The sequence below is a fragment of the Streptomyces sp. KL116D genome, from assembly GCF_030766975.1.
GTDB lineage: Bacteria > Actinomycetota > Actinomycetes > Streptomycetales > Streptomycetaceae > Streptomyces > Streptomyces longispororuber_A.
This window is the reverse complement of the sequence record NZ_JASERH010000136.1, coordinates 297736-314257: the sequence shown is the minus strand read 5'-3', so window position 1 is coordinate 314257 and position 16522 is coordinate 297736. Positions and strand designations below refer to the sequence as shown.

The 16522-nt window shown below is 68.8% G+C and carries 11 protein-coding genes and 6 pseudogenes; 11 read left to right on the top strand and 6 right to left on the bottom strand.

What is annotated here, in order from left to right:
* Positions 1-760: 760 nt before the first annotated feature.
* Positions 761-889: a hypothetical protein gene (locus RBJ77_RS50055; protein ID WP_372351027.1), complete on the top strand. Its 129-nt coding sequence runs from the start codon at positions 761-763 to the stop codon at positions 887-889.
* Between the two features lie 699 nt (positions 890-1588).
* Positions 1589-2251, top strand: coding sequence for an SMI1/KNR4 family protein (locus RBJ77_RS50050; RefSeq protein ID WP_372351026.1), 663 nt, complete (start codon positions 1589-1591; stop codon positions 2249-2251).
* Between the two features lie 542 nt (positions 2252-2793).
* On the opposite strand, the gene RBJ77_RS50045 is transcribed toward RBJ77_RS50050, so the two are convergent.
* On the bottom strand, positions 2794-4014 hold the full coding sequence (locus RBJ77_RS50045; RefSeq protein ID WP_372351550.1) for an MFS transporter: 1221 nt from the start codon (positions 4012-4014) through the stop codon (positions 2794-2796).
* Here RBJ77_RS50045 and RBJ77_RS50040 point away from each other — a divergent pair.
* From RBJ77_RS50040 to RBJ77_RS50030, 3 genes and pseudogenes are all read left to right on the top strand, one after another.
* Positions 4005-4534 (top strand): annotated as a pseudogene (locus tag RBJ77_RS50040) (CGNR zinc finger domain-containing protein). The gene RBJ77_RS50045 and the pseudogene RBJ77_RS50040 overlap by 10 nt on opposite strands.
* A 336-nt stretch (positions 4535-4870) precedes the next feature.
* A pseudogene (locus RBJ77_RS50035) lies at positions 4871-5583 on the top strand (GAF and ANTAR domain-containing protein).
* A gap of 310 nt (positions 5584-5893) precedes the next feature.
* Positions 5894-6100: a hypothetical protein gene (locus RBJ77_RS50030; protein ID WP_372344021.1), complete on the top strand. Its 207-nt coding sequence runs from the start codon at positions 5894-5896 to the stop codon at positions 6098-6100.
* On the opposite strand, the gene RBJ77_RS50025 is transcribed toward RBJ77_RS50030, so the two are convergent.
* From RBJ77_RS50025 to RBJ77_RS50015, 3 genes are all read right to left on the bottom strand, one after another.
* The gene (locus RBJ77_RS50025; RefSeq protein ID WP_372344039.1) at positions 6051-6395 is read right to left on the bottom strand and encodes a hypothetical protein; all 345 of its coding nucleotides are present in this window, start codon (positions 6393-6395) and stop codon (positions 6051-6053) included. The two genes, RBJ77_RS50030 and RBJ77_RS50025, sit on opposite strands and share 50 nt — an antisense overlap.
* Positions 6396-6436: 41 nt before the next feature.
* A complete protein-coding gene (locus RBJ77_RS50020; protein ID WP_372344022.1) occupies positions 6437-6562 on the bottom strand; it encodes a hypothetical protein in 126 nt (41 codons plus the stop codon).
* Between the two features lie 107 nt (positions 6563-6669).
* The gene (locus RBJ77_RS50015) at positions 6670-6975 is read right to left on the bottom strand and encodes an ANTAR domain-containing protein (protein ID WP_372351025.1); all 306 of its coding nucleotides are present in this window, start codon (positions 6973-6975) and stop codon (positions 6670-6672) included.
* Between the two features lie 744 nt (positions 6976-7719).
* On the opposite strand from RBJ77_RS50015, the pseudogene RBJ77_RS50010 reads away from it, so the two are divergent.
* Positions 7720-7920 (top strand): annotated as a pseudogene (locus RBJ77_RS50010) (response regulator); the annotation flags it as partial.
* Between the two features lie 49 nt (positions 7921-7969).
* On the opposite strand, the gene RBJ77_RS50005 reads toward RBJ77_RS50010, so the two are convergent.
* Complete coding sequence (locus RBJ77_RS50005; protein WP_372351584.1) at positions 7970-8167, bottom strand: hypothetical protein; 198 nt, start codon at positions 8165-8167, stop codon at positions 7970-7972.
* A 3830-nt stretch (positions 8168-11997) separates the two neighbouring features.
* On the opposite strand from RBJ77_RS50005, the pseudogene RBJ77_RS50000 reads away from it, so the two are divergent.
* Positions 11998-12618, top strand: a pseudogene (locus RBJ77_RS50000) (dihydrofolate reductase family protein).
* Positions 12619-13056: 438 nt separating this feature from the next.
* Here the strand turns inward: RBJ77_RS50000 and RBJ77_RS49995 are convergent.
* Entirely contained in the window at positions 13057-13899 is an 843-nt protein-coding gene (locus RBJ77_RS49995; RefSeq protein ID WP_372351024.1) for a TetR/AcrR family transcriptional regulator, read from the bottom strand.
* A gap of 231 nt (positions 13900-14130) precedes the next feature.
* On the opposite strand from RBJ77_RS49995, the gene RBJ77_RS49990 reads away from it, so the two are divergent.
* The 4 genes and pseudogenes from RBJ77_RS49990 to RBJ77_RS49975 form a co-directional block, all read left to right on the top strand.
* Positions 14131-14466: an MFS transporter gene (locus RBJ77_RS49990; protein WP_372351023.1), complete on the top strand. Its 336-nt coding sequence runs from the start codon at positions 14131-14133 to the stop codon at positions 14464-14466.
* Positions 14463-15044: pseudogene (locus RBJ77_RS49985) on the top strand (MFS transporter); the annotation flags it as partial. The gene RBJ77_RS49990 and the pseudogene RBJ77_RS49985, both read left to right, overlap by 4 nt.
* Before the next feature lie 7 nt (positions 15045-15051).
* Positions 15052-15573, top strand: a complete 522-nt coding sequence (locus tag RBJ77_RS49980; protein WP_372351022.1) for an MFS transporter — start codon at positions 15052-15054, stop codon at positions 15571-15573.
* A 223-nt stretch (positions 15574-15796) separates the two neighbouring features.
* Positions 15797-16410: pseudogene (locus RBJ77_RS49975) on the top strand (SDR family oxidoreductase); the annotation flags it as partial.
* Between the last annotated feature and the right edge of the window lie 112 nt (positions 16411-16522).

Sequence of the window (16522 nt, the reverse complement as noted above, 5' to 3'; positions counted from 1 at the left end):
GGCCCGGGCTCCGTGCCTGGTCGACTACGGCGGTCGCGGAGCCGGATCTTCGGCCCGTCTACTGCGTATGCGCCGTGGAGAGCGGCCCATCGCACCCTTCAGATCGACTCCGCCGTCCTGGCCCGGCGCGGCGCGCTGGCTCTCCCGGTAACCGCCCCGCCCGCATGCGCCGGGCCCGCCCCTCGTACCGCTCTCTGCACCGCGCGGCCCTACTCCGGCGGCGCGGCACAGATCAGGAAGTCCCGGCCCATGGTGAGTACCGAAAGCCTCCTCGCGTTCGCCGCGATGTCCCTCGTCGCGACCGCGATCCCCGACCGAAGCGTCCTGTTGTCGTCGGCCGCGCCCTCGCCCACGGACGCCGCACCGCACTCGCCACCGTGCTGGGCAACCTCCTGGGCTGCTGCACGCCCTCGTCCTGGCCGTCGCCCTCGGCGTCGGGGCCCTGGTGCAGAGTTCGGCGACCGTGTTCACCGTCGTGAAGCCGGCCGGCGGCGCCTCACCTCTGCCCACCTCGGCGTCCAGGCGTACCGCCACCGCGGCCGGCATGAGCGCCGACCTGACGACCGGGGAAAGCGAACGGCGCGGTGATCTGCGCACACCGTCCTGGACGGCCTGCTGAGGTGGGCGCCACCAACCCCAAGGAGCCTGGTCTTCTTCGCCGCGGTCCTGCCGCAGTTCGTGAGCGACGGCGCGAACGTCCCGCTGCAGATGATGGTCCTCAGGCCTTGTCCCGGCTGCGATCGGCCTGGTCTGCGACACGATGCGCCTGGGCGCCTCGGCCGCCCGAACCTGGTTCGCCGGCTCCGACCGGCGGCTGCCGATGATCGGCGGCGCGGGCGGCATCGCGCTGATCGGCCTTGCGGCTCGCCGTCGCCGCCGCCGCCACTGAAGTCGCTTTCGAACCAGCGGCCGTCGGCCATGCAGGGGCTGGGCCGAGGCAGCGGGGAACAGCGCACCGCCGTGCGCGATGGCCTGCGCGCGCGCGGCGAAGAATGACACCCGACCTGACGCGCCTGCCGGGCATCAGGTCGGCCTGCCCGCCCAGGACATGGCGAGACCTGAAGTTGACGAACATCAGGATGCCGACCGGATCGCCCGCCCGGTCCAGATGGCCGGCCTGCTGTGCGAGGCGTAGCGCGCTCGGTCTTGTCGAGCACGGTGGCCCGGATAGGGAATCAGTCAGGTGCGGTTCCTCCGCGCACGCCGTGGCCATGCGAAGCGGCGAGACTCCGCCAAGCTCCATGGCGGCCAGGGTACGACTGCCATCGCCTGCGCCGATGCAGCTGCGCTCGCAGGACATCACCCGCGCATCGCGCGCAAGGGCTTCGAGTCCTCCCAGATGCTGACATCATCGCTGGACGGTGGAGCGGACGGTTGCGCCCGGCTCGCTGGATGCCGACTCCCTGCACGGTGGGTACGAGCGCAGGCACGGGACTCTCTCGCTCTTACCGCCGGCATGGCCGCCGCTCTGAGTCTGTTATCGCAGCTTCCCAAGGTCATCGACTCGACGTGGTCCGTAAAGTACGGAGCTTCTGATAGCGCGGTTCAACTCCGTGGACCGCGCCGCGTACGCACCGTCGAGGAACTCATGACTGACTACCTGGCTGCCGTGATGGTAGGTGCTCGGCCCGGCCCAGAATCGCTATGCGAGGATCCGGCCGCCTGGGACCGTCTCCATCTGCCGACCGGCATACAGCTTCCGCCCGACTACCGGGTCCTTGTGGACGCGCACACGCCCCCATTCAGATCAATGGGCACCTTTACCTCTCCCACCCCGCGACCGAGGGGTGGAACCTGGCGAGTACATCCGCAGCACGATCAGGCGTGGTCCGAGGTGTCGTGGGACGATCTCGACGCGGACGAGGACTGCCTGCTCTTCGACCTTGACGAGCTGAGTTTCGGCACCCGCAACGGGCTGTGGCCGATCGCGAGCACCGACCGCGGAGAGTTCATCTTCCTGATCGCCGCCCCTGATGCTCCGAGGTTCTTGGTGAGCTTTGACGAAACCTGGGCAGAGCACCGCATGAGCTTCGCGGAATGGCTCTACCGCTACCTCATCGGTGAAGACATGACCGGGCCCAACAGCGCAGCCTTTACCCCTGGCGTGCGGTTGCAGCACCTTCCAATGTCCGCCGGCGAACGCCCGGAACGCCCTGATACGGCCCAGACCGCGGCATGTGAGAAGCCGCTCGTCCACTCACGGCAGCAACCTGATGAGATCACCTCTTGGGAGGCCGTCCAGGGTCTCTGAGAGCTGCGGCGTTAGCCGGATCGAACCAGGTGGTGCGGGCCTCCGGGGAGAGAGGAAGATGCCGGCCGATGCATCGCTCCCGATGGGCAGGCGCTCAGATGATGGACCCGTCGATCTCGCCCACTGCGATGATGCCGATGCTCTGCACTGTGTTCTCCTCCATGGCGTGTGGTGGTCGTTGCCGGTGTTGGTGCGGGTCTGCGCGGTCGCGATGGCTGCCTCGGCCCCTCGTGTGCGGAGTCGGACAGAGGCCGGGTCACGGCAGCGTGACAGTTTTCTCCACAGCAGTGCGAGCACGGCGAGGCCTGCCGGGCAGGGCGCCCTCCCGGCTCAGCCCATCGCCAGCGGTAGGTCGGTATCGCCTGAGGTGTCCTGGGTAAGCGGCCTGGTCCGTCCGGTACTGGCGCCGATTACGAACATCACGGGCGCGGTGGGGAGTTGAGGTCGTCCGCGCCTTCGGGCTATGCCTGAGGGGCAATGGCCCGAGGCGCGTCAGCGGGTGTGGAGTTCCGCCTTGACTGTGACCGCCAGGGCAACGACGGTCAACAAGGAAAGCAGCGCCCAGGCCGGGGTGAAGCTGCTGGTGAGGTCGACCAGCAGGCCGAGCGCGGGCGGCACGGTGACGATGGCGATCTGGTTGACGGACATGGCCAGGCCCAGGGCGAAGCCGGTCTTGCCCGGTGGAGCGCTTCGGTGACGTAGGCGACCCACGGGCCGTACCAGCCGAATCCGAAGAAGCCGAGCCAGACGAAGACTGCGGAAGCTACGACCGGTGCCCGCCCGGCCGGTGTCATCAGCACGACCAGTCCGGCGATCGCAGCGACCATGCAGACCAGCACGATGGCATAGCGCCCGGAGCCGCTCCGGTCGCTCAAGGCGGCCAGACATATCCGGCCCGCAACGCCCGCACCCTGGGAGGCAACCAGGACCAGGGCGGCCTGTCCGGCGCCGACCGATGACGTCTGGTGGAGGTGGAGCACGGCTAGGACGGCCACGCCGTACTGCACCGAGATCAGACTGGTCCCCGACAACATGATCTTCACCGTGGACGGTTCACGGAGCATGCGCAGCCGGGCGCCCAGTTGCGCCGCGAGCGGGTCCGACGGCCCTTGTCCTGTCGAGCGGACGCGGCGGGCGGGCGGCGGTAGCAGCCCAGCGAAGAGGGCGGCTCCGAGGAGTGCGACGAAGCCGCCGGTCAACAAGGTCGCTCGCCAGCCGAACCCTTCGGCGACGAGGGGCAGTACGGCCGATGCGAGCGCTGCTCCCAGGGGCAGACCTGCCTGCCGGATGCCCATCGCCAAGCCGCGCTGTGACCCGTCGAACCAGGAGGCCACCGACTTGCTTCCGCCCGGCTGGACGGTGCTGTATCCCGCACCGACCAGCAGGAGTCGCGACCAGCAGGGCCGCGTATCCCGGAGCCAGGCTCCCGCGCCCAGGGCCAGTGCGACGATGCTGGCACCGACCCCGACCACCCAGCGCTCGCTGTAGCGGTCGAGGAGCTCGCCGGCGACCAGCAGCCCGGCCAGCGGGACCAGTTGGGCCGCCGAAATGAGCAGTCCCAACTGTGCGGTGGTCAGGTCCAGGGCGCTCTGCAGGTGCACGCCGAGTGCTCCGAGGCCGCCCACGAAGAAGCCGGACGCGGCCTGGGTGAAGGTGGCGATGCCCAGCACGATCCAGCGATAGCGCCACGGGTCGTGAGCCCTGATCCGGTGAGTCGGGCGGCTTGTTGTGTCATACGGACCACGCTGATGTAATAGTCTCATGCAACTCAACTTACGGCGAGGGTGCGGTGAACCTGGCCGCGGACCTGGCCAACCACCGGCCAGAGAGCGCAGTTGAGCTGGCAGACCGCTGTCGCGCCGCCGGGCTCACGCTGGAACGCCGGGTGACAGCGGACGACCTCAGCCGTGGCCAGGCCGCGCTGAACGCCTGGGAGCAGATCGTCGACGCCACCGGAGAGCAGGAGCGCGCCGATCTGCTGAACCGGATGCTGGCCGAGCCGCCGCCTACCCGAGACTGACCTCCCACCCCGGGACCGGCTGGCACCTGCACTACCGGGACGCGGACCAGCCGCTCGGCTCCGTGCTGTTCACGCTGTTCGCGGTCGGCACCGCAATGCATCTCGCGGGCCGCGGCATGCACCGGCTACGGCGCTGCGAAGTAATCGAATGCGACAGGGCCTTCGCCGACACCTCACGAACCGGACGGCAGCGCTACTGCTCACATCGCTGCGCCAATCGCGACGCCGTGCGCAGGCACCGGGCACGAGTCGCGGTCGCCTGATCAGTCGCCGAGGTCGTTTCATGGCGTCCGCCGCGCCCCCGCCCGCGACCGGGCTGGCCAGCGACCCGCGCTCATGCTGGTGCTCTGTTCAGCGCATGGGCGATGCCCATCCGGTGGAGCGTGCTCTCGCAGTGCCTTACAGGTCCACGGAAGGACCTGGTGGGGCAGCGCGTGAAGGGGGACGCCCTGTCTCACAAGTGGCCTTGCCGCAGGGGGGAGTTGGTTTGCGGCAAGGCCCCTTTGAGAACGGCACGGTCGTCATGCGCGTAGCGGTCTCGACGGATTCAGCACTGCACGGCATCTCCATAATCGGGAGATCGGGGGTAGGGGAGCTTCATGGACTGGCGTGAGTTTGCTGTGCACTTGGCGTCGATGGCGCGTGGGTTCCTGGCCCGGGATAGTGTGGATACGACCCTGGACAAGATCACGGATGCGGCCGTCGGCCTGGTCGACGACTGTGATGCGGCCGGCATCCTCACCCTGCGCCGGGGGCAGGTGACCACCCTGGCGTCGACCGATCCCCTGGTGGATGAGAGCGACCGGTTGCAGGAACAGCTGGGCGAGGGCCCCTGTTTCGACGCCGCCCGCATCGAGCACCCCGTCTTCCGTCTGCGTGACCTGTCCACCGAGTCCGTGCGCTGGCGCGCCTACGCGCCCAAGGCCCACGCCCTCGGGATCGGCAGCGTGATGGGCTTCCTCCTGTACACCGAGGACAAGGACAACCTCGGCGCGCTCAACCTCTACTCGCACCGGCCCGGCGCGTTCACCGACGACAGCGAGACCGCCGGCTGGCTGCTGCCTCCCACGCCGCGGTCGCGATATCCGGGGCCCGTGAGCATGCCGGGCTGCAGCAGGCGATCGACACCCGCCACACCATCGGCCAGGCCATGGGCATCCTGATGGCCCAGCACCACATCGACGAGGACGAAGCCTTCAGCGTGCTGCGCCGCTACTCGCAGGAGAACAACATCAAACTGCGTGAGGTGGCACGCCAGTTGTGCGAGCAGGGCATCGCTGTAGCCAGGGCGGCTCTCCCGGCTCCAGCCTGAACCGGAGAGCCTCGGCGCGGCAGACCCACGGGGATTCACTGCCGCGCACGCCGTCAGACCGAAGTAGCCCGCCGCGCGAGAACCACACCTGCCGCTCGCCGACCGAGGAACGATCTCTCCTTGCCCGAACCCGCCACTCGGACTCAACGCCGTAACAGGACTGCTTGCCAACCGCGTCCGAGCGGCCTCTCCTGCCCGCCACGTGCACCGGCAAACGGCTGCCCGTCGTCGTCGAGCCGTCCGGGTAGCGGGCTGCACCTGCCTTTGACACGGCCGTAGCATTCGTCCGGCGTTCTGCGTTGAACCATTCATGCACCCTGACGAGACCACCATTGCCCCGCATGCCCAGCTCCTGGACGCTTACTGGCTCGACTCGCCCGCCCCGCATCCGGACACCTGCCTGTGCAGTCGCGACAGCAGCACGGCGCTCACTCAACTGCAGGCGCGGACGCGTCTGGTGCACGGGATCACGCTCGCCATGTTTGTTCTCGCAGGACTGACCTGCCTGGCCTGGTGACCCGGCGGCGCGCACACGGAACGCCTTCGCTTCGGCCGCTCCGTGGTGCGTACCGGGCGTCCGATGTCGCGACGGACGGGGCCACGACGGTCTCCGTACGTACCCCGCTGGGCGGGCGGATGGCCCTCGGCTGCGCCGGGCGGCGAGGGATCCCACTGGATCGGGCTTGGCCCTTCCGTATGCGGACCAGGCCCAGCGTCTGCAGCTGGCGCATCCGGTGGTGGACTGCGGACTGTGACCGCAGTCCGACTGCTCCGATCCGGGCGAGCGTCGGCGCCGCACGGTGCTCCCGTATCTACGACCGGATGAATGGGCGCCGCAGCTCCATACGGACGCCTAGCGGGAGTGTCCGGCCTGTCCAGCAGAGATGCGCAGCCAGCCGGACGGGGAGCAGCACCAGGAGCCGCCGCGGGACGGCGTGCGGACCGTCCCCTCGTGGGCGAGCGATTCGTACGCGTCCACTCCATCAGGGTGTGTACGAGATCATCCGGAATCGGTAGGTTGCGCATGCGCGTAGTGGGTCACGCGTTCGATTGCCCCGACGATGCGCGGGCCGTAGCAGCCGTGGCCTATTCCGGCTCGTTGGTCAGGCGAAGGCCGTGGTGGATGATTTGGTGGGCGATGTCGCTCGTGGTCGTGCCCTCCGTGTAGGAGCGGGCTTTGATGAGGACCAGGGCGTCCGCGACGCTGCAGCCTTCTCTTTCCGCGGTGATGCCGGCGGCCTGGTGGACCTCGCTGTGGAGGTCGGTTTCCCCGTACAGCCAAGGGTCCCCGCCCGGGCCGAGGAGGATGTCCTCGGTCAGGGCCGCACCGATGCGCTGGAGGTCTGCCGGCCGGGGCAGGCTTTCGTGGTCGTACACCGCCAGCACACCCAACCGTCTCTCCCCGGCTGTAAGCGGCACGGCGGCAGCGAGCCCGCAGCCCGAGATCATGCATGCCACACCCGTAGACCGGCCAGCGCGCCATCAGACCGGAGCCCCTGGCAGCCACCACACCACCGCTACGCGCCGCCTCCCTGACCGGGCCTTCCCCCAGCACCCACTCCAGATCCTGCGCCCGTTCGGCACGCTGATCGGACGTGGCGACCGCGAGGCGTCCCGATGCTCGGGCCGAGCAGTACCAGCGCCCCGCCCCCGACCCCGCACGCCGCAACCACGCTGCCCATGAACAGGGGACGGATTCCTGCTTCCTGAGCGACCAGGCGGCCATCCGGCGGCGTACGCCTCCTGCATCTCGGCGGCCGCCGGATGGCTGGCAGCCATCGAACGATGCAGCGCCGCCAGCCCTCGGAGCACCTCAGGCCGCCCTTGCTCCTGCGCCAGGAGATCGTGCTGCTCGGCCGCCGCGACCGATACTGGCGGCACGGGCACGCGCTGCGGCGGCACGCTGCCGCGCCATCTCGACATCATCACCCCAGTGCCGGTTCTCGCCCACAGTCTGAAAGTTACTCGCTCACGGTCGTCCGTCCTCCCGCAATGCGGCGGAACTCCTCGTGTGAACCATTCACACGGAGTAGGGACACAACTCTGGCTCTGTTGCTGCGCAAAGCCGCTGCAGGAAGGTGATCTGAGGGCTCAGACTCCTGGCAGGAGGACGCATCGGCGTCGAGGAGGGCGGCCATGGCGGACAGGTTGCGGATCTTGCTGGTCGACGACCGCGAGGACACCTTGCTTGCCCTGGAGGCCGCTCTGATACCGCTCGGCTATCCGGTGGAACGCGCTACCGGGGGCGCACAGGCGCTGAAAGCGGCTTTGAAGGGCGGCGTCGGGCTGATCGTCATGGATGTGCGCATGCCCCGGGTCAGCGGTCTGGAGGTGGCCCGCTATCTGGTTCGGCTGGATCAGACCTGCCGCATTCCCATCATCCTGGTCACAGGGGATGTGGCTGGACGATGCGCTGACCGGCGAGGCATTGGAGGCGGGTGTTGCCGACATCATCCACAAACCGATCGACGTCAATGCTCTCCAGGTCAAGGCCGGCTATCTGATGCGCCAGAGCGAGGAGTTCGCTGGCGCGCCGCGTCGGATCGTCGCCGGTAGGGCCGAGTGGCCGCAGGATGTCGGCCACGTGTCTCCTGCCTGCTCCGTGGACGGAGCAGCGGGAGAAGTGCCCGCTGCACGGTCCGCGAGGGAGAGGTCGGAGCCGCGCATTCGGTGAGCCGGTCCGGCGCTCTGCGCCTGACGACTGGCAGACGGTTTGCGTGCTACGGGCAAAGCGGCCGCTGGCAAGTGACAGAGGTGAAACACAAAGCTCAGCGTGTCAAGTACCCCTTGAGATAGCGCGAGTTGGCGTTCTACTCTCTGGTGGAGGCGTTGGGACCAGCGCCACTGGCAATACCGGCTGCTGCCCGCGCCCTGCCTGCCTCCCTGCTGCAGAGGCGGCTCAATGTGGCGTGGCCTGCATGCCCGCTGGGACCGCAATCGCCGACTGAAGCGATCCCAGCTCCCGTCCCCTGCCACCGGTAGAGCATCTCCCGCCTCCCGGCCCCAGGGGACACCACGTGCGGGACAGGCAGGGGAGCACGAGTCCCGCACGCCAGGACGGCCGCTGCCGCACCACCGGCAGCGGCCGTCCCCCAACCGCCTTGACATGCGCTCCCCGCCCACGCCGGATGCGCTCGTTGCTCCGACGGTACGCCGGGAGGCAGCTTCGCGGGCCACCTCGGTCGACTTGCGCGCTGTCCCCTGGCCCGCCGGCTCTTCGCGCACGCGGAGACGCAGAGCGAAGGTCGCACCGCGGGGACTGCTACGCGCGTGCACCGGATAGGAAGTCACATAGCGGCGCGGCCTCGTGACCTTGGGTCGGGCCCGCTGCTGGGGCAGCGCGCATCCCCGGGTGCTTCCTCACCGGTCTGCTCGCGGGGTCTTGGAATGCGGGAACCTGCCCGAGGCTGGCGCTGCGAGCGGAAGGTCGGAGCCGCACGGTCGGCGATGCGGCTCCGACCCCGCCGCCGGACCGGCACCGTGCGTCCAGGAGAAGGCCCGCATGCGGTACTACGGTCCTGCCTGCACGCTGAGAACACGGCGCAGCACGCCCGTAGTGATCTACCCTCCGCCGGACGAAAGCCGCGGCCGATGCGTGCGTATCGAGGGCACGATCCTCTAGCTGTGTAACTCTGCGTGATGTCGTTTCGACGTGTGTTCGGGGGCGCTGTTCGGTGGCCTACGTGATCACTGTCTGAATGGACTGAGGCGGGCGTGCTGCCCTGGACGTTGCGGGTTGATTCACGGAGGTGGACGTGGCGCCGGCGCGGCCGTGCTGCCGTCGACAAGATGGCCGCGCACGTGGACGGATTGTCGCCGCTGGGTAACGGACGTGCGGCGGCGGGTGAATGCGTGTGGGCGGGTTGGGACCCTCGTATCCATGGTGATGGGTGGGGAGCGACGGGAGCGCCGCATCTGGGCGGTGCTGTGTGTGGCTGGGGTGGTGGCGGCGCTGGCTGCCGCAGGCTGGGGCGTTCGGGAGCTGCGTCGGGGCGAGAGCGTCAGCGAACGTGGTCACGTTCGCCTTCGTGGTTCCTAGCTTTGTGGTGGCGATGGCCGGCCTGTTGCTGGCCAGGGCCGGGCTGGGAGCAGCGGGCGGATGCCGCCGCACTGGGGAGTCTGCCGCCCGAACCCTCGCCGACGCCGTCGCCCGGGCCGAGGGCAAGGAGCTCTTGGACCTGCAGGGTGCCAACCTCGCCGACGGAGACCGCCACCTGATCAATCGTCCGTTTCACCCGGGAGACACCGGCCAGCGCGTCTGGGCCACTGGCTCGCGGGCAGCTGCGCGACGGCACCCCCAACATTCCGGCCATCGCCGCCTACTACAGCAGCACCGAAGCACGGCGGCTGGTCATCACCGGCGAACCCGGCGCCGGCAAGACGGTCCTGGCGCTGGAGCTCCTCACCGAGTTGATCAAACCCGGGGCGCCACCGACCCGGTGCCGGTGCGCCTGTCGCTGGCCCAGTGGGATCCTGCGCTACCGCTGGAGGACTTCCTCACCGCTCACCTCACCACGCGTCCTACGACCAGCCCCTGCTGCGTGCCCACCAACTGGTGCACGGCTCACTGGATCCTGCCGGTCCTGGACGGGCTGGATGAGATGGATCCCGGCCTGACCGATGCGGACGGCGCTCCGGTCTGCGACCCCCAGGGGCGTCAGCTCCCCGACCCCGATGCCCCCGCGCCCGGGCGGCGCTGAAGGCACTCAATGCCTCACAGCCACGGGAAGGATCCCGCCCCACTGATCCTGCTCTGCCGCACCGCCCACTACCAAGCGCTCGCGGCCACGGCACCGTCGCGGCCGCCGGCCCGGCTCACCCCGGCCACTCGAATTGCCATCCAGCCCGTGACCCCGGCCCGGGCCCGCGCCTACCTCGCCGCCCGAACCCAGGGCAACTCCCGCTGGGCCAGCCTCCTGCAGGAGCTGCGCACGGGCTCGCTCCGGCCTGCTGGCCGGGCATCTCAGTACACCGTGGCGCCTGTCCCTGGCTGCCACCGTCTACCGCACTACCGACCCGGCACCGCTGCGCGCCCTGTCCACCCGCAGGAACTGGACGAGCACCTGCTCGCCTTGCTGATCCCTGCCACCTGCAACCTGTATCCGCCGCCCCGCGGCTACCAGGCCGACCAGATCCGGAGCTGGCTCACCTGCATCGCCAGACATCTCAACTCCGCACCGCTGGCCACGGGTCAGTCACCGGCGTCGGCGCGCGCACGGACATCCATCTGTACGAGCTGTGGCCGATCGCCGGCCACGCTCGCGTACGCGCCTGGGATGCCACACTTACGACACTGGCGATCTTGCTCGCCTGCCTGCCCGCGATCCTGCTGCTATGGCCCATCAGCACGTTCCTTACCGTGACGTTCGCCGTGTACCCCTGTGTCACCGCGTGATAGCGGGGAGTCAGACCACCAGCCTCCCGCGCAGATGGAGCGTGGCAGGCCATCCGCACGAATTCGAGGAGCTCCCTGGCCGCGCTGACCGTCGGGCTTGCTGTTGGGACTGACGTTCGGGCTGATGGGTCGTCTGACGGTCGGGCTGACAGCCAAATTGCCGGCCGGGCTGGCGATCGGGCTCGCGCTGGGCGTGCGTACGGCTGGCGAGTCGGCCTGGCGTACGGGCTGGCGGTGGTCGGCCTGGCGATTGGGGCGCAGGCTGACCCGAGACGCATCGCCGCCCCTGAGAGGTCATGCCGGGAGACGCGAAGTTCGGCCTGGCGGTCGGTCTGGCGTTGGGGCTGGCGGGTGGCTTGCGTCTCGGCCTGCCGTTGGGGCTTGCGTTCGGGCTGATGCCTGGGCTGATAGTCGGGCTTCGGTCGGCACGCCGCTACGTGGTCTTCTTGTGGTGCGCCCGGAAGGTTCTGCCGTTCCACTTGACCACGACTCTTGCCTACGCCTACCGCGCCGGCCTGCTGCGACGTTCAGGAAACGCTTACCAGTTCCGCCACCGAGAACTACAGCAATGGCTTGCCGCCCAGCCCCAGCGGGCCAGATCCCGCAAGTACCGCCAGACTGATCGAAGCTTGGGCCGCGCGCCGACATTCCGTCACCCCACGAGCTGCATTTCGTCGGCGCCCTCATGACGAGAAGATCGACAGTCACGCTGTGCGCGCGACCACTCGAAGTGGACCAGAGCCCCCGACGCCTTCGTTCAGGTCTGCCGGTTTGACAGCCACATTCGCATCACGCCGACACCCCAGGGTGGATGAACTATACGAAGGGCTTCACCACGTCCCGCAGAACAGCGTAGGGAACCTTGAGCGCGTGCCATCAGCGTCACTGGTCGCGGGCAGTCGCACGGCGCCGGGGGAGGAGGCAGGGCCGGGCGATGAGTTTGCGGGCCCGAAATGGTCTACCCCTGCAGACGGCTCACCGCGAAGGTAACGATAAGTCGCTACCAGGAGGACGGCACAGTGACCGAACATGTGGGCAAGGTGACCTGCGACCTCTCGATCTCCGTCGACGGGTACTCGGCCGACTCAACCAGACCGAGCAGCGCGTTCGGCGACGACGCCGGCGATGGCTGGGGAGCGACAGACTGCACGCCTGGATGTTCGAAACCCGGAGCGGCGGCAGGCTGAGCTCGACCGGCTGACGATGGTCGGCGCCTTCATCATGGGGCGCACATGTTCGGCCCCGTACGCGGCGCATGGGATCGACAGTGGAAGGGATGGTGGGGCGACAATCCGCCGTATCACGCACCGGTCTTCGTGCTCACCCACCATCCGCGCGACCCACAACCGATGGACGGCGGCACCACGTTCCACTTCGTCACCGGCGGCATCAAATCCGCGCTGCTGCAGGCTCGCGAGGCGGCAGGGGACCGCAACGTGTCGATCCACGGGGGCGCGACTCACCATCAACTCAGTACCTCGCCGCAGGCTTGGTCGACGAGCTGCGGCTGCACATCGTGCCGTGCTCACGCTCGGTGCCGGCACCGGCTGTTCGACGGCGTGCCGTCACTGAATCTTGAACAACTGGAGTCGCGAGCAACGGACTCGGTCACACACGTGACCTACCGCGTGCTGTCCTGAGCGAAGGGCGGTGCTACGAGCTCACGCCGCCGACCTCACCCTCGCGGCCTGACAGACCGCATGAGGAATCGATGACACCGGACAATCCGCCCATCCAATCCAAGAAGGGAGCGAACTGAGCGAGCGAGAGCTGGCCCCTGCGGCGGCAGGGGCCGGCCTCAAGCGACGTCCGGGGGCATCCCGTCGGACGGCCGCTGTCGGTGCCGGGTCGTGCCCGCATCGACCTCCGCGGCCAGTGGCACACACCCCGTAGGTGCTGTGCAAGGAGATCGTGCTGCTCGGCCGCCGTGGTCGCCGCCGCACGCGCTGTGGCGGCATCGCTGCCACGCTGTCTCTGGCAACATCACCGGTGGGTCCGTCCTCGCCCACACACCGAAAGCGATTCCCTCACGGTCGTCCGTCCTTCGCGGAGCGACTCGGAACTCCCGTGTGAACCGCTCACACGCAGAGGTGGCAACTCCGGCCTCGTTTCTGGCTGTTGCTCCGTAGAGCTGCTGCCGCCGGCACCAGGCTTCGGCAGCCGGGCGCCCTCGACCGTCTGGAGGGCCTGCGGCGCCTCAGGGTGCCGAGCCGCTCACTGGCGCGTTCCAGAGTCCTGTGAGCGCGTCGATGAGCAGGTCGGCGGTGTCCGCCCAGGCGGAGGGCGCATGCCTGGCCGCCGGTGAGCGTGCGCTCTCGTTCCACGCACATCTGGACGATGAGGTGTCGGGCCATGGCCCCGCGGGCGGCCTGCACCGTGGGCGACAGCGCGGGCAGGCAGGTGTTGAGACCGTCGAGCAGCGCGCGGAGTGAGGTGCGGTGGCGGGTTCGGCCGCGATGGCTTCTGTAGAGTGCGGGATCAGCGGTCACCTGGGCGTTGAAGCGCGCATACCAGGTGGGCTGCCCAGGGCGTCGAGGTGCTCGGTGACGGGGCGGACCATGCACGCTACCCAGTCCCGCAGCGCTGTGGAGCCCTGGGTTTCTGCGTGACGATGCGGTCGCGGATGAGTTCGATCTGTTCGTGTGGCGGCGGGAGATGGCCCGGACCAGGTCGGTTTTGTTGCCGAAGTGATAGTTGACTGCCGTGGTGTTGCCCTGGCCGGCGGCTTCGCTGATCTGGCGGTTGGAGACGTTGTAGACGCCGCGTTCGGCAAAGAGGCGTTCCGCGGCCGTGAGGATGGCCTCCCTCGTCGCCTCGACCTTTTCCTCGCGCACGCTTCTACCGGCCACCGCCCTCACCACTCTGAGACATCGCGCTGGCGCTGATCGGCCAGTCCCGTTCGCCACCCACGGCCCCCGCATCTTCGTCGGTGGCGGGCGACGCTGCTGTCAGCCTAGCGAGCACCGGGCTCAGGTCCTCGCCCGCCCGCAGCGTGGTCCGCGGCCTCGCGGGCGGGATGCGCCGCAACGCATTGCTTCCTCCTTGCGGGGCCCGCTTGACCCGACTGAAGGCGAGGTCTAGTTTTAAATCAACGGCTTGAATTAAAAGTTTGTCGCTTCGCATCCCACTTGTCCAGACGGAGGCCCCTTCCCATGTCCGACGCGCCCATCCAGCCCGCCCAAGAGGGGAAGGTCGCGGCCCCACGTGCCAGCGCCGTCGTGGCGGTGCTCGCCTTCGCGGGGATCGTGGTCTCGCTCATGCAGACCCTGGTCATCCCACTGGTGCCGCAGCTGCCCGACCTCCTCAACGCCTCGCCCTCCGACACCGCTCGGGCGGTCACCGCCACCCTGCTCGCCCCTGCGGTCGCCACTCCGGTCATCGGCCGTCTGGGCGACATGTACGGCAAGCGCCGCATGCTGCTGATCAGCCTGGTGCTGCTGACCGCCGGATCGGTGGTGTGCGCCCTGGCGGATTCCTCGTACCGATGATCATCGGACGTGCGCTGCAGGGCTGTCCGCGGGCGCGATCCCTGCTCGGCATCAGCATCATGCGAGACGAACTGCCGACCGAGAAACTGGCCTCCGCGACCGCGGTGATGAGCGCCTCGCTGGGTGTCGGCGGTGCCCTGGGCCTGCCCGCCGCCGCGCTGATCGCCGACCACTTCGACTGGCACGTACTCTTCTGGGTCTCCACCGTCGCCGGCCTCCTGGCCACCGTGTGCTGGTCGTCTCCCTGGTGCCGGAATCGCGGGTGCGCAGCGGAGGCCGCTTCGATCTCATGGGTGCACTCGGGCTCTCCGCCGCGCTCGTGTGCCTGCTGCTCTGCCATCTCCAAGGGCGCGGCCTGGGGCTGGACCAGCGGTACGACCCTGGGCCTGTTCGCGGCCGGCATCGTGATCCTGCTCATCTGGGGCGCCTATCAACTGCGCACCTCGTACGCCCTGGTGGACCTGCGGGTCGCCGCCCGCAAGCAGGTGCTGTTCACCAACCTGGCTTCGATGTCCTTCGGCTTCTCGATGTTCGCGATGTCCCTGGTGCTGCCCCAGTTGCTCCAGCTTCCTGAAGCCACCGGATATGGCCTCGGCCAGTCGCTGCTCGTCTCCGGTCTTGTGCTGGCACCCGCAGGGGCTGGTCATGATGGCGATGGCTCCCTTCTCGGCTCGTATCTCCCGAGCTCAGGGGCCGAAGACGACCCTGATGCTGGGCGCCGTCACGGTCGCGGCCGGCTACGTCCTGAACATCTTCCTGATGGCGCAGATCTGGCAGTTGGTGCTGGTTTCCTGCGTCATCGGCGCCGGTGTCGGCCTTGCTTATGGGGCGATGCCTGCCTTGGTGATGGGTGCCGTCCCGGTTTCTGAGACCGCCGCCGCCAACAGTCTCAACACCCTCATGCGAGCCATCGGCACCTCCGTCTCCAGCGCCCTGGCCGGAGTGGTGCTGTCTCAGATGACCATCAGCTTCGGCCCGGCCGAAGTGGCCTCGCAGAACGGGTTTCGCACGGTGATGGGGATCGGGGCCGGAGCCGCATTGCTGGCCCTTGCGGTGGCCTCTCCTTCATCCCGCGTCAGCGGCCGACGGCAGCAGGTCACGGTGTAACCCACGCTGCCCACGAGCCCGTGTCCGCTGGCAGCGGCGACCAGCACGCGTGATCCCCGCGGCCGGGCGCATCACCGTCGGCGCCCGGCCTCCCCGCTGATTGAGCGCCCCCAGAAGGCCTGCAGAGGCAGCCGCACCGCAACTGCGCGGAGCCTGAGAGCAGACGGCCTGACCTTGCCCGCCCCCATCGGGCCCCAGTACCCACCCCGAGCCCAGACCTCAACGGGAGGTGGAGGCCGCCGGCGGCAGCGGAGCCATGGTCATCGGCGACCTCAGCGACCAGCGGGTGGTCGAGCGGCTCGTGGAGCGTGCCGTGGAACGATCCGGCACCGTGAACGTCCTGGTGAACAACGCGGGCATCATGGACCGCATGTCCGCGCTCGGCGAGACCGAATGGGATCGTGTGATGCGCGTCAACGTCACCGCCCCGTTCCGCCTGACTCGTGCCGTACTGCCTAGCATGATCAGCGCGGGAGGCGGTGCCATCGCCTTCACCGCCTCCGAGGCAGGACTGCGGGGCAGCGCCGCCAGGTGCCGCCTACACCGCTTCCAAGCACGCGGTAATCGGCCTGGTCAAGAACCTCGCCGTCATGTACCAGGGCGAGGGGATCAGGACTAATGCGGTGGCTCCCGGCCCCACGGAGACCAAGATTCACGTCGAACCCCGCCCCGACGCACACGGTCCCGCGGTCCTCGGCCCCCTCATCCGCGGCAACATCGGCCGTCGCGGTAGCGCTCGACGAGCAGGCGGACGCGATCGTCTACCTCGCCTCCGAGCACGCCACGTTCATCAACGGCGCCGTGGTCCCGGTAGACGACGGCTGGGCCGCGGTCTGACCGGTCGGCCAGGGCCCACGGACAGGGGTGCCTGCAGGCCATCGGTCACCGGTCCTTCTTCAGCTGCGTCAGGCGGACTTCCTCCGCATCCAGCTGTTCCTGGACCCGCAAC

Excerpts from the sequence above, each read along its gene's own strand:
- RBJ77_RS50055 (WP_372351027.1), top strand. The coding sequence starts at position 761 with ATGCGCCTGGGCGCCTCGGCCGCCCGAACCTGGTTCGCCGGCTCCGAC.
- RBJ77_RS50050 (WP_372351026.1), top strand. The coding sequence starts at position 1,589 with ATGACTGACTACCTGGCTGCCGTGATGGTAGGTGCTCGGCCCGGCCCA.
- RBJ77_RS50045 (WP_372351550.1), bottom strand. The coding sequence starts at position 4,014 with ATGAGACTATTACATCAGCGTGGTCCGTATGACACAACAAGCCGCCCG.
- RBJ77_RS50030 (WP_372344021.1), top strand. The coding sequence starts at position 5,894 with ATGCACCCTGACGAGACCACCATTGCCCCGCATGCCCAGCTCCTGGAC.
- RBJ77_RS49995 (WP_372351024.1), bottom strand. The coding sequence starts at position 13,899 with ATGCGGGGGCCGTGGGTGGCGAACGGGACTGGCCGATCAGCGCCAGCG.
- RBJ77_RS49990 (WP_372351023.1), top strand. The coding sequence starts at position 14,131 with ATGTCCGACGCGCCCATCCAGCCCGCCCAAGAGGGGAAGGTCGCGGCC.
- RBJ77_RS49980 (WP_372351022.1), top strand. The coding sequence starts at position 15,052 with ATGGCCTCGGCCAGTCGCTGCTCGTCTCCGGTCTTGTGCTGGCACCCG.